The organism is Citrobacter sp. CK199, assembly GCF_030333285.1.
GTDB lineage: Bacteria > Pseudomonadota > Gammaproteobacteria > Enterobacterales > Enterobacteriaceae > Citrobacter_B > Citrobacter_B koseri.
This window is the reverse complement of record NZ_JAOWGF010000024.1, coordinates 267,173-280,084: the sequence shown is the minus strand read 5'-3', so window position 1 is coordinate 280,084 and position 12,912 is coordinate 267,173. Positions and strand designations below refer to the sequence as shown.

The 12,912-nt window shown below is 55.5% G+C and carries 8 protein-coding genes; 6 read left to right on the top strand and 2 right to left on the bottom strand.

The annotated features are described in order from the left end of the window. The first annotated feature begins 59 nt into the window (after nucleotides 1-59). Nucleotides 60-1,466 carry a YchO/YchP family invasin gene (locus tag OGX75_RS05460; protein WP_286451292.1) on the top strand — a complete coding sequence of 469 codons (1,407 nt, stop codon included), beginning with the start codon at nucleotides 60-62 and terminating at the stop codon, nucleotides 1,464-1,466. Here the strand turns inward: OGX75_RS05460 and narL are convergent, their stop codons facing one another. Next, entirely contained in the window at nucleotides 1,467-2,117 is a 651-nt protein-coding gene (gene narL / locus OGX75_RS05455) for a two-component system response regulator NarL (protein ID WP_012132179.1), read from the bottom strand. After that, nucleotides 2,110-3,906, bottom strand: a complete 1,797-nt coding sequence (gene narX, locus OGX75_RS05450) for a nitrate/nitrite two-component system sensor histidine kinase NarX (protein WP_049010662.1) — start codon at nucleotides 3,904-3,906, stop codon at nucleotides 2,110-2,112. The genes narL and narX overlap by 8 nt, the downstream gene beginning before the upstream one ends. Before the next feature lie 359 nt (nucleotides 3,907-4,265). Here narX and OGX75_RS05445 point away from each other — a divergent pair, with 359 nt between their 5' ends. From OGX75_RS05445 to narI, 5 genes are all read left to right on the top strand, one after another. Continuing rightward, nucleotides 4,266-5,657 (top strand): NarK family nitrate/nitrite MFS transporter, encoded by a 1,392-nt coding sequence (locus OGX75_RS05445; RefSeq protein WP_024130296.1) that lies wholly within the window; start codon nucleotides 4,266-4,268, stop codon nucleotides 5,655-5,657. Nucleotides 5,658-6,050: 393 nt separating this feature from the next. Then, the gene (locus OGX75_RS05440; RefSeq protein WP_012132184.1) at nucleotides 6,051-9,794 is read left to right on the top strand and encodes a nitrate reductase subunit alpha; all 3,744 of its coding nucleotides are present in this window, start codon (nucleotides 6,051-6,053) and stop codon (nucleotides 9,792-9,794) included. Further along, the gene (gene narH, locus OGX75_RS05435; RefSeq protein WP_012132185.1) at nucleotides 9,791-11,326 is read left to right on the top strand and encodes a nitrate reductase subunit beta; all 1,536 of its coding nucleotides are present in this window, start codon (nucleotides 9,791-9,793) and stop codon (nucleotides 11,324-11,326) included. Before OGX75_RS05440 ends, narH begins: the two co-directional genes overlap by 4 nt. Then, entirely contained in the window at nucleotides 11,323-12,033 is a 711-nt protein-coding gene (narJ, locus tag OGX75_RS05430; RefSeq protein ID WP_012132186.1) for a nitrate reductase molybdenum cofactor assembly chaperone, read from the top strand. The genes narH and narJ overlap by 4 nt, the downstream gene beginning before the upstream one ends. Next, a complete protein-coding gene (gene narI / locus OGX75_RS05425) occupies nucleotides 12,033-12,710 on the top strand; it encodes a respiratory nitrate reductase subunit gamma (RefSeq protein WP_012132187.1) in 678 nt (225 codons plus the stop codon). Before narJ ends, narI begins: the two co-directional genes overlap by 1 nt. The last annotated feature ends 202 nt before the right edge of the window (nucleotides 12,711-12,912 follow it).

Below are 12,912 nucleotides of genomic sequence, written 5' to 3'. Positions count from 1 at the left end.
CGTTATGGTTTTAGTTAAGTGTGAGATTTCATTCGTTTAATGTAAAAGCAGCTGACAATTTGAGCCGTATTGTTTATCGCCCTCTTTCCCTTTGCATACTCTTGCTGCTGGCAGGCGGTACTGCCAGCGCGCAATCCTCGTTTATTCAACAGGCGGAAAATCCCTTCGATAACAACCAGGATGGTTTACCTGATTTGGGCATGACGCCTGAGTCACACGAAGGTGAAAAACAGTTTGCTGAGATGGTGAAAGCCTTTGGCGAAGCGAGCATGACCGACAATGGGCTGGATACCGGCGAGCAGGCGCGTCAGTTTGCGTTTGGCCAGGTGCGGGACGCCGTGAGTGAACAGGTTAATCATCAACTGGAGTCCTGGCTTTCGCCCTGGGGGAATGCGAGTGTCGATCTCAGGATTGATAACGAAGGGAGCTTTACCGGCAGTCGTGGGGGCTGGTTTATTCCCTGGCAGGACAACACGCGGTATCTGACCTGGAGTCAACTCGGGCTGACTCAGCAGGACGATGGCTTGGTCAGTAATGTCGGCATCGGCCAACGCTGGGCGCGCGACGGCTGGCTGTTAGGGTACAACACTTTTTATGACAATCTGCTGGATGAAAATCTGCAACGGGCGGGATTTGGCGCGGAAGCGTGGGGCGAATACCTGCGATTATCCGCCAATTACTACCAGCCTTTCGCTTCCTGGCATGAACAGACCTCCGCCTTAGAGCAGCGTATGGCGCGCGGCTACGATGTTACCGCGCAGATGCGTATGCCGTTTTATCAACACCTCAACACCAGCGTCAGCGTGGAACAGTATTTCGGCGAACGGGTGGATCTGTTTGACTCAGGCACGGGATACCATAATCCGGTAGCGGTAAAACTGGGGCTTAATTACACGCCGGTGCCGTTGGTGACGGTGACGGCGCAACATAAACAGGGCGAGAGCGGGGTGAGCCAGAATAATCTGGGGTTGAACCTGAATTACCGTTTTGGCGTGCCGCTGAACAAACAGCTGTCGGCCAGCGAGGTGGCGGAGAGTCAGTCGTTGCGCGGCAGTCGCTATGACAACCCGCAGCGCAATAATCTCCCGACGATGGAGTATCGTCAGCGTAAAACGCTCACTGTTTTTCTGGCGACGCCGCCGTGGGATCTCCAGCCTGGCGAGACGGTGCCGCTGAAGGTGCAGATTCGCAGTCGGCATGGCGTTCGTCATGTGACGTGGCAGGGCGATACGCAGGCGCTGAGTCTGACGGCAGGAGCGAAGGCGGACAGCGCAGAGGGCTGGACCATTATCATGCCTGCCTGGGACAGCAGCGAAGGGGCGACAAATCGCTGGCGGCTGTCGGTCGTTGTTGAAGATGAGCAGGGCCAGCGTGTCTCCTCCAATGAGATCACGCTATCACTGACTGAACCGTTTATGGCGATGCCCGATAACGATCCGCGCTGGAAGTTGCTCCCGGAGGAGTAATCAGAAGATGCGTTCCTGATGCACCCATACCGCCGCTTCGACGCGTGACTTCAGCTTCATCTTCTTCAGCATATGTTTCACATGCACTTTGACCGTACTCTCGGTGATATCCAGGCGGCGGGCGATCATTTTATTCGGCAGTCCCTGGGCGATCAGCTTCAGGATATCGCGTTCGCGCGGCGTCAGTTGGGTCACGTCGCGGTCAGAGGTCGCGCGGTTCGCCCGCAGGCTGGCGGCCAGAACCGGCGTTAACGCTTCGCTCAGCACCATTTCGCCAGCGGCCGCTTGCTGTAAGGCTTTCAGCAGATCTTCCGGCTCCATATCTTTTAACAGATAGCCGTCTGCGCCGCGCTTCAGCGCCGTCACCACGTCTTCTTCATGATTGGACACGCTGAATACCACGATACGGCCTGACAGTGATTTCTCACGCAGCTTATCCAGGGTTTCCAGACCGTTCATGCCCGGCATGTTCAGATCCAGCAGGATCAGATCGGGATCAAGAGACTCTGCCAGCTCAATACCCTGCTCGCCATTACTGGCTTCGCCGATTACGCTAATATCGGGCGCCATGCTGACAAGCTGTTTAACACCGGTCCGTAACATCGGATGATCGTCGATCAGCAGGATGGTAGCCGGTTCCTGATTACTCATGGGTATCTCCTTGGACTTCTGTGAAGTTTGTTTCGGGAATAAAGGTGACAGCAACTTCCGTACCGCCCGTCTCACGACGGCGTACACGACAATCGCCACGCAGGCTCTGCGCGCGGTCACGCATAATAATCATGCCATAATGGTTACTGCGCTCGGCATTTTCCGGTACGCCGCAGCCGTTGTCTTTTACTGTCAGTTTGACCTGATTGCCATTTTGCACCACGGCGACGGCCACCTCATCGGCATGGGAATGCTTGAGGGCGTTACTTAACGCTTCGCGGGCAATTTGCAACAGGTGGATAGCCTGATGCGACGGCACCCGTCGCGGCGGGAGCTGATAATCCAGCTTCACCGTAAAACCAAATCGGGCGCTATATTCCTGACAGCTCGCCTCCAGCGCAGGCCGCAGGCCGGGTTCGGTCAACTGTAACCGGAAGGTGGTCAACAGTTCACGTAGCTGTACCCAGGAGGTATTCAGTTCGTTGCGGATCTGGCTGAGCAACTCGCGGCTGCTTTCCGGCAACGTCGCGCCCTGCATTTGCAGACAGCTGACCTGCATCTTCATGCAGGAGAGCGATTGTGCAATAGAATCATGAAGTTCGCGGGCAATGGTGGCACGCTCTTCCATCACAATCAACTGTTGCTGGCGTTCCTGATTTCTGTCCAGCGCCAGCGTAGCGGTCAATTGCTCGACCAGCGTATCAATCATCTGCTGCTGATCGTGACTCAGATGGCGCCCGTGCGGCAGCGTCGCCAGCAGAATGCCGTATTGCGTATGGGCATCGGTAAGTCGCCATTTCAGCGTGGTGCCGCCGTTGATCGCAGGCAGCGCGCCGCGCGGGCAGAGGTGGCACCCTTTGTCATCACAACTGCTGTCGGACTGGCAGGTGAACTCCTGATGATTATCTTCATCTTCCAGGTCATAAACCCGCAGTTCAATATCGTGCAGCAGCGTCAGGTTTTGCAGGCCGTTCAGCACCGGGGAGAGGCGCTCGCACAGCGGCACCTGGGAATGCAGGCGGCGGTTGGCCTGCCACAGGAATGAGAGGATCTGGTTTTTGTGCTCTAGCCCGGCTGTCTTTTCCTGCACGCGTTGTTCCAGTACGGCGTAACTTTCGGCCAGCTCTTCCGACATGTTGTTGAGCGCTGAGCCTAACATCGCCATCTCATTGCGCCCGCTGATATGCGCCCGCTGGGTGAAGTCGCGCTGGCTGACGGCTCGCGCCATCGAAAGCAGTTGTTTCCACGGTTGCAGCAGGCGCGCCCGTAGCCAGATGATCGTAAAGACGAACAGCAGCGCCATAAAGATGGCCATTAACCGATGCACCATCACCACGCGCTCAATGCGCAGCTCGGTCGTGTGATCAAAGGCGGTGACTAACCGATCCAGACCGGTGACAAAACGCATAACATCGCCGGCAACGGCGTTTCTGTCCTGCGCGCGTTGCAGCCCTGGCGCCAGTTCCGTATGCCAGTAGTCCTGTAGTGCGCGAAGCTGCTCTTGTTGCCCGTCGCGTTCCGCAGCGCGGGTCAGTTCAGGGCTGAACGCCGTCTGTTTCATCTCATCCAGCAGCTTTTGGTCGTGGGCGCTCAGCGGCACTGCTGCCAGCAGGCGATAGCTCTGCATACGCAGCGAACCGGCCTTGTTGATCGCATGGGCGCTGCCTTGTACGCCCTGAACCAGCCAGCCAGAGATAGCCATGCCCGCCACACCGATAGCGGTGGACAGGAGAACAATAAGCGCCAGTTGGTTGACCAGCGTGAGTGGAGAGAGACAACGTTTAAACATGTAGACTTCTTCCTTCAGGCTTCCTGCTCAGGAAACCTTAATGAATGACGATTCTGCCGGGATGCTCACCGAGGGTCGTTTCGACAGTGACGTTATTCTCAGCCATACCCTGGAGTATACCCATACCTATAACGAGTTACCTCTTAATTGCTGGTGGTGGGAGGGGATCGCGAAGCCGGGGGGTAGGGTTATACAGCACCGTGAAAAACCACATCTTTTTTGTCGACAAAGCCTACTCACTAAGGGGCATGATAATTTTTAGCCGCGAATAATGACGGCTTTTCCTTTGATTTATATCAACTTACCCCCGGCTGTAAACCCTAATGTGGCAGACATCGAATCGAGTAACAGAGGTGTCTATGAGTCACTCATCTGCCCCCGAAAGGGCATCTGGAGCTGTAATCACAGAATGGCGGCCGGAAGATCCCGCTTTCTGGGAACAGCGTGGTCATCGTGTTGCCAGCCGCAACCTGTGGATTTCCGTCCCCTGTTTGCTGCTGGCGTTTTGTGTATGGATGTTATTCAGCGCTGTCGCGGTGAATTTACCGAAGGTCGGTTTTAACTTCACCACCGATCAGCTGTTCATGCTGACCGCCTTGCCGTCTGTTTCTGGCGCATTACTGCGTGTGCCGTACTCCTTTATGGTTCCTCTGTTTGGCGGCCGCCGCTGGACGGCGTTCAGCACCGGGATTCTGGTCATTCCTTGCGTATGGTTAGGTTTTGCCGTGCAGGACACCTCCACGCCGTTTAGCACCTTTATTCTGATTTCTCTGCTGTGCGGTTTTGCCGGCGCGAACTTTGCTTCCAGCATGGCTAACATCAGCTTCTTCTTTCCAAAACAGAAACAGGGCGGTGCGCTGGGTCTGAACGGCGGTTTAGGCAACATGGGCGTGAGCGTTATGCAGCTGGTCGCGCCGTTGGTGGTCTCGTTGTCTGTCTTTGCCGTATTTGGCAGTCACGGTGTGGAACAGCCGGACGGTTCGCAGCTGTATCTGGCGAACGCCGCCTGGATTTGGGTGCCGTTCCTGGCCATTTTCACCCTGGCCGCCTGGTTCGGTATGAATGAGCTGGCGACCTCGAAGGCTTCGCTGAAAGATCAGTTGCCGGTACTTAAACGTGGGCACCTGTGGATGATGAGCCTGCTGTATCTGGCGACGTTCGGTTCATTCATCGGCTTCTCCGCCGGGTTTGCGATGCTGTCCAAAACGCAGTTCCCGGAAGTACAGATCCTGCATTATGCCTTCTTCGGCCCGTTAATCGGCGCGCTGGCCCGTTCTGCGGGCGGGGCAATTTCCGACCGTCTGGGCGGAACGCGGGTGACGCTGGTTAACTTTGTGCTGATGGCGATTTTCAGCGCCTTACTGTTCCTGACCTTGCCTTCTAACGGCCAGGGCGGCAGCTTTATCGCCTTCTTCGTTGTCTTCCTGGCGCTGTTCCTGACTGCCGGGCTGGGCAGTGGGTCTACTTTCCAGATGATCTCCGTTATTTTCCGTAAGCTGACGATGGACAGGGTTAAAGCGGAAGGGGGTTCTGAAGAGAAAGCGCTGCGTGAAGCCGCGACCGATACCGCAGCCGCATTGGGCTTTATCTCTGCGATTGGCGCAATCGGCGGTTTCTTTATTCCGAAAGCATTCGGGACATCTCTGGCATTAACCGGCTCACCGGTCGATGCGATGAAAGTGTTCCTGATTTTCTATATCGCCTGCGTAGTCATCACCTGGGCGGTATACGGACGTCATTCTAAAAAATAAAAAAGTAATTGTTTGATTATCCATTGCGCGGCGTTAGACCGCGCTTTTTTTGGCCTGTTTTTAGTTACAACATACTTATTTATAAATAAACAGCGCTGGTTTGTCAGAACAGCGTTCATTTATGCCTTGCAGGGGGCATACCCCTTAATACCCACTTATAAAGAATTTAACATTTACATAATGTATTAATTTAAAAATATTCATATTAATCAGTATGTTGAGTGAATAAAAATCATCCTCCTTAAGGGGTATGTCAAAAAACACCCCCGATTTTCATCCCCGTCTGCCTTGATCGTTATCAATTCTGACGCCCTTTCAGAGCGTTACCTTCACAGCCAATCCAGCAATGTCGATTTATCAGAGAGCCGTCAGGCTCCAAACAGGAGAAACCCGATGAGTAAATTCCTGGACCGGTTTCGCTACTTCAAACAGAAGGGCGAAACCTTTGCCGATGGGCACGGCCAGCTTCTCGAAACAAACCGGGACTGGGAGGATGGATACCGCCAACGTTGGCAGCATGACAAAGTCGTGCGTTCAACCCACGGGGTAAACTGTACCGGCTCTTGCAGCTGGAAAATTTATGTGAAAAACGGTCTGGTCACCTGGGAAACCCAGCAGACAGACTACCCGCGCACCCGCCCGGATATGCCGAACCATGAACCTCGCGGCTGCCCGCGCGGCGCGAGCTACTCCTGGTATCTCTACAGTGCAAACCGCCTGAAATATCCGCTGATGCGTAAGCGCCTGATGAAAATGTGGCGTGATGCGAAAAAACTGCACAGCGATCCGGTAGAAGCCTGGGCTTCCATCATCGAAGACGCCGATAAAGCAAAAAGCTTCAAACAAGCGCGTGGTCGTGGTGGCTTCGTTCGTTCTTCCTGGCAGGAAGTGAACGAACTGATTGCGGCATCCAACGTTTATACCATCAAAAATTACGGTCCCGATCGCGTGGCGGGCTTCTCGCCGATTCCGGCAATGTCGATGGTCTCTTACGCATCTGGCGCGCGTTACCTGTCTCTGATCGGCGGGACTTGCCTGAGCTTCTACGACTGGTACTGCGATCTGCCGCCTGCGTCTCCGCAGACCTGGGGCGAGCAGACGGACGTACCGGAATCCGCTGACTGGTACAACTCCAGCTACATCATCGCCTGGGGCTCTAACGTTCCGCAGACCCGTACCCCGGATGCCCACTTCTTTACTGAAGTGCGTTACAAAGGCACCAAAACGGTTGCCGTTACGCCTGACTACGCTGAAATCGCCAAGCTGTGCGACCTGTGGCTGGCGCCGAAGCAGGGGACTGACGCCGCGATGGCGCTGGCGATGGGCCACGTTATGCTGCGTGAATTCCACCTTGATAACCCGAGCCAGTATTTCACCGATTACGTCCGTCGCTATACCGACATGCCGATGCTGGTGATGCTTGAAGAACGCGATGGTTACTATGCCGCTGGCCGTATGCTGCGCGCCGCCGATCTTATTGACGCGCTGGGTCAGGAAAACAACCCGGAATGGAAAACCGTTGCCATCAACACCCGCGGTGATATGGTTGCGCCGAACGGTTCTATTGGCTTCCGTTGGGGTGAGAAAGGCAAATGGAACCTCGAACAGCGTGACGGTACGTCAGGCGAGGAAACCGAACTGCAACTCAGCCTGCTGGGTAGCCAGGACGATATCGCAGAAGTGGGCTTCCCGTACTTTGGCGGTGAAGGCACTGAACACTTCAACAAAGTCGAGCTGCAAAACGTTCTGCTGCACAAGCTGCCGGTGAAACGCCTGCAACTGGCAGACGGAACCACCGCGCTGGTGACTACCGTTTACGATCTGACGATGGCGAACTATGGCCTGGAACGCGGTCTGAACGACGAAAACTGCGCAACCAGCTACGACGACATTAAAGCCTATACTCCGGCGTGGGCAGAGCAGATAACCGGCGTACCGCGTGCGCAAATCACCCGTATCGCCCGTGAATTTGCGGATAACGCCGATAAGACGCATGGTCGTTCAATGATCATCGTTGGCGCCGGTCTGAACCACTGGTATCACCTCGATATGAACTATCGTGGGCTTATCAACATGCTGGTGTTCTGCGGCTGTATCGGTCAGAGCGGCGGCGGCTGGGCGCACTATGTCGGCCAGGAAAAACTGCGTCCGCAGACTGGCTGGCAGCCGCTGGCGTTTGCTCTTGACTGGCAGCGTCCGGCGCGTCACATGAACAGCACCTCCTATTTCTATAACCACTCCAGCCAGTGGCGCTACGAGACGGTTACCGCGCAGGAACTGCTGTCGCCAATGGCGGATAAATCCCGCTACAGCGGTCATCTGATCGACTTCAACGTGCGTGCTGAACGCATGGGCTGGCTGCCGTCTGCGCCGCAGTTGGGCACCAACCCGCTGTACATCGCGCGTGAGGCGGAAAAAGCCGGGATGACGGCGGTGGATTACACCGTGAAATCGCTGAAAGAAGGCTCGATTCGTTTTGCGGCGGAGCAGCCGGAAAACGGGAAAAACCACCCGCGTAACCTGTTTATCTGGCGCTCGAACCTGCTGGGTTCATCCGGTAAAGGGCATGAGTACATGCTGAAGTACCTGCTGGGTACGGAAAACGGTATTCAGGGCAAAGATCTGGGTATGCAGGGCGGCGTGAAGCCGGAAGAAGTGGAATGGCAGGATAACGGTCTTGACGGCAAACTGGACCTGGTGGTGACGCTGGACTTCCGTCTGTCGAGCACCTGCCTGTACTCCGACATCGTACTGCCGACCGCCACCTGGTATGAAAAAGACGACATGAATACCTCGGATATGCATCCGTTTATTCACCCGTTGTCTGCCGCCGTTGACCCGGCCTGGGAATCGAAAAGCGACTGGGAAATCTATAAAGGCATCGCGAAGAAATTCTCTGAAGTCTGCGTGGGACACCTTGGCAAAGAAACCGATGTGGTGACGCTGCCGATTCAGCATGACTCCGCTGCCGAACTGGCGCAGCCGCTGGACGTGAAAGACTGGAAAAAAGGCGAATGCGACCTGATCCCAGGTAAAACCGCGCCGCACATCATTCCGGTGGAACGCGACTACCCGGCGACGTATGAGCGCTTTACCTCTATCGGCCCGCTGATGGAGAAAATCGGCAACGGTGGCAAGGGTATCGCCTGGAACACTCAGAGCGAAATGGATTTGCTGCGCAAGCTCAATTACACCAAAGCTGAAGGCCCGGCAAAAGGCCAGCCGATGCTGAATACCGCGATTGATGCCGCCGAGATGATCCTCACGCTGGCGCCGGAAACTAACGGCCACGTAGCGGTGAAAGCCTGGGCGGCGCTGAGTGAGTTCACCGGTCGCGACCATACGCATCTGGCGACCAATAAAGAAGAAGAGAAAATCCGCTTCCGCGATATTCAGGCGCAGCCGCGTAAGATTATCTCCAGCCCGACCTGGTCTGGCCTGGAAGATGAACACGTCTCTTACAACGCCGGTTATACCAACGTTCACGAGCTGATTCCGTGGCGTACGCTGTCTGGCCGCCAGTCTTTGTATCAGGATCATCAGTGGATGCGTGACTTTGGCGAAAGCCTGCTGGTTTACCGTCCGCCAATCGACACGCGTTCAGTGAAAGCGGTGATGGGTGAAAAATCTAACGGCAACCCGGAAAAAGCGCTCAACTTCCTGACGCCGCACCAGAAGTGGGGTATCCACTCTACCTACAGCGACAACCTGCTGATGCTGACGCTGTCGCGCGGTGGGCCGATTGTCTGGATGAGCGAAACCGATGCCAAAGATCTGGGTATTGAAGATAACGACTGGATCGAGGTCTTTAACAGCAACGGTGCGCTGACGGCACGCGCGGTGGTAAGTCAGCGTGTTCCGGCCGGGATGACCATGATGTACCACGCGCAGGAACGTATCGTTAACCTGCCGGGTTCAGAAATTACCCAGCAGCGCGGCGGTATTCACAACTCTGTAACCCGTATCACGCCGAAGCCGACCCACATGATCGGCGGTTATGCGCAGCTGGCCTACGGCTTTAACTACTACGGTACGGTCGGTTCAAACCGCGATGAGTTTGTTGTGGTGCGTAAGATGAAGAACATTAACTGGTTGGATGGCGAAGGCAATGACCAGGTACAGGAGAGCGTAAAATGAAAATTCGTTCACAAGTCGGCATGGTGCTGAATCTCGATAAATGCATCGGCTGCCACACCTGTTCAGTGACCTGTAAAAACGTCTGGACCAGCCGTGAAGGTATGGAATACGCCTGGTTCAATAACGTGGAAAGTAAGCCTGGCGTCGGTTTCCCGAACGACTGGGAAAATCAGGAAAAATGGAAAGGCGGCTGGGTCCGTAAAATTAACGGCAAACTGCAACCTCGCATGGGCAACCGCGCGATGCTGCTGGGTAAAATCTTCGCTAACCCGCATCTGCCGGGCATTGATGATTACTACGAGCCGTTTGATTACGACTACCAGAACCTGCATACCGCGCCGGAAAGCAAGCATCAGCCGATTGCGCGCCCGCGCTCGCTGATCACCGGTCAGCGGATGAACAAAATCACCAGCGGTCCGAACTGGGAAGAAATTCTGGGCGGCGAATTTGAAAAACGCGCCAAAGACCAGAACTTCGAAAACATGCAGAAGGCGATGTACGGCCAGTTCGAAAACACCTTCATGATGTATCTGCCGCGTCTGTGCGAGCACTGCCTCAACCCGGCGTGCGTGGCGACCTGCCCGAGCGGCGCCATCTACAAGCGTGAAGAGGACGGCATCGTCCTGATTGATCAGGACAAATGCCGCGGCTGGCGTATGTGCATCACCGGTTGCCCGTACAAGAAGATCTACTTCAACTGGAAGAGCGGGAAGTCCGAGAAGTGTATTTTCTGCTATCCGCGTATTGAAGCGGGTCAACCGACCGTATGTTCCGAAACCTGCGTGGGTCGTATCCGTTACCTTGGCGTGCTGCTGTATGACGCCGATGCGATTGAAAGCGCAGCCAGTACGGAGAACGAGAAAGATCTGTATCAGCGCCAACTGGATGTGTTCCTCGATCCGAACGATCCGGCGGTCATTGAACAAGCGCTGAAAGACGGCGTTCCGCAGAGCGTTATCGATGCGGCGCAGCAGTCCCCGGTTTACAAAATGGCGATGGACTGGAAGCTGGCGCTGCCGCTGCACCCGGAATACCGTACGCTGCCGATGGTCTGGTACGTGCCGCCGCTGTCACCGATTCAGTCTGCGGCGGACGCCGGTGAACTGGGCAGTAACGGCATCCTGCCGGACGTGGAAAGCCTGCGTATCCCGGTTCAGTACCTGGCGAACCTGCTGACCGCAGGCGACACCCAGCCGGTACTGCTGGCGCTGAAACGTATGCTGGCGATGCGTCACTACAAACGTGCGGAAACCGTTGACGGTAAACTGGATACCCGCGCGCTGGAAGAGGTGGGTCTGAGCGAAGCGCAGGCGCAGGAAATGTACCGTTACCTGGCAATTGCGAACTATGAAGACCGTTTCGTTATCCCGAGCAGCCATCGTGAGCTGGCGCGTGAGGCGTTCCCGGAGAAAAGTGGTTGCGGCTTTACGTTCGGCGATGGTTGCCACGGTTCAGATACCAAATTCAACCTGTTCAACAGCCGCCGCATTGATGCCATCGATGTGAGCAGCAAAACGGAGCCGCACCAATGATTGAACTCGTCATTGTTTCGCGTCTGCTCGAGTACCCGGATGCTGCCTTATGGCAGCATCAACAGGAACTTTTCGATGCACTCGCGTCATCTGAAAACCTGGATAAAGAAGATGCCCAGAGTCTGGCGGTTTTCCTGCGCGATCTCACTGCGCAGGAGATGCTGGATGTACAGGCAAGCTACAGCGAACTGTTTGATCGCGGTCGCGCCACGTCGCTGTTGCTGTTTGAGCATGTTCATGGCGAATCCCGCGATCGCGGCCAGGCAATGGTCGATTTGATGGCGCAGTACGAGCAGCACGGCCTGCAACTCGACAGTCGTGAGTTGCCTGACCATCTGCCGCTGTATCTGGAGTATCTGGCGCAGTTGCCGAAAAACGACGCGCTTGGCGGCTTGCAGGACATCGCGCCGATTCTGGCGTTGCTGGGCGCACGTCTGCAACAGCGGGAAAGTCGCTATGCGGTGCTGTTCGATCTGCTGCTGAAGCTGGCTAATACCGTTATCGACAGCGACAAAGTGGCAGAGAAAATTGCGGATGAAGTCCGTGACGATACCCCGCAAGCACTGGATGCCGTCTGGGAAGAAGAACAGGTGAAATTCTTTGCTGAGCAGGGTTGCGGCGAGTCGGAGATTTCCGCTCACCAGCGTCGTTTTGCCGGGGCTGTCGCTCCGCAATATTTGAATATCACCACCGGAGGACAGCAATAATGCACTTCCTGAATATGTTCTTCTTTGATATCTATCCGTACATTGCCGGGTCAGTGTTCCTGATTGGCAGCTGGCTGCGCTATGACTACGGTCAGTACACCTGGCGCGCGGCTTCCAGCCAGATGCTGGATCGCAAAGGGATGAACCTGGCTTCGAACCTGTTCCACTTCGGTATTCTGGGGATCTTCGCGGGTCACTTCCTGGGGATGCTGACGCCGCACTGGATGTACGAAGCGTTCCTGCCGATTGAAGTGAAGCAGAAAATGGCGATGATTGCAGGCGGCGCCTGTGGCGTGATGACGCTGGTCGGTGGCGTACTGCTGCTCAAACGCCGTTTGTTCAGCCCACGCGTGCGTGCAACGACCACGGGAGCGGATATTTTGATCCTTTCTCTGCTGGTAATTCAGTGCGCGTTGGGACTGCTGACTATTCCGTTCTCTGCGCAACATATGGACGGTAGCGAAATGATGAAACTGGTGGGATGGGCGCAATCTGTAGTGACGTTCCACGGCGGCGCGTCTGAGCATTTAGAGGGCGTAGCGTTCATTTTCCGCCTGCACCTGGTGCTGGGGATGACGTTGTTCCTGCTGTTCCCGTTCTCGCGCCTGGTTCACATCTGGAGTGCGCCGGTCGAGTACCTGACGCGTAAATACCAGGTCGTGCGCGCCCGTCGCTGATACGGCTTTGCGTGCGGCTAAACCCTGCTTCGGCAGGGTTTTTTTATGCCTGTCTGCCGGATGGCGGCTGCACCTTATCCGGCCTACGATCGGACATAAGATGTGGTTATGCGATCATGTAGGCCCGGTAAACGGAGTGCCACCGGGCAAAACATAGAGCACAGGAATTTAATTTGGCTGGGGTGTAACAGATAAGTAATGG

What these genes read in the sequence shown, in the direction of transcription:
- narL (WP_012132179.1), bottom strand. Translation starts at nt 2,117, where the DNA reads ATGAGTAATCAGGAACCGGCTACCATCCTGCTGATCGACGATCATCCG.
- narX (WP_049010662.1), bottom strand. Translation starts at nt 3,906, where the DNA reads ATGTTTAAACGTTGTCTCTCTCCACTCACGCTGGTCAACCAACTGGCG.
- OGX75_RS05445 (WP_024130296.1), top strand. Translation starts at nt 4,266, where the DNA reads ATGAGTCACTCATCTGCCCCCGAAAGGGCATCTGGAGCTGTAATCACA.
- OGX75_RS05440 (WP_012132184.1), top strand. Translation starts at nt 6,051, where the DNA reads ATGAGTAAATTCCTGGACCGGTTTCGCTACTTCAAACAGAAGGGCGAA.
- narH (WP_012132185.1), top strand. Translation starts at nt 9,791, where the DNA reads ATGAAAATTCGTTCACAAGTCGGCATGGTGCTGAATCTCGATAAATGC.
- narJ (WP_012132186.1), top strand. Translation starts at nt 11,323, where the DNA reads ATGATTGAACTCGTCATTGTTTCGCGTCTGCTCGAGTACCCGGATGCT.
- narI (WP_012132187.1), top strand. Translation starts at nt 12,033, where the DNA reads ATGCACTTCCTGAATATGTTCTTCTTTGATATCTATCCGTACATTGCC.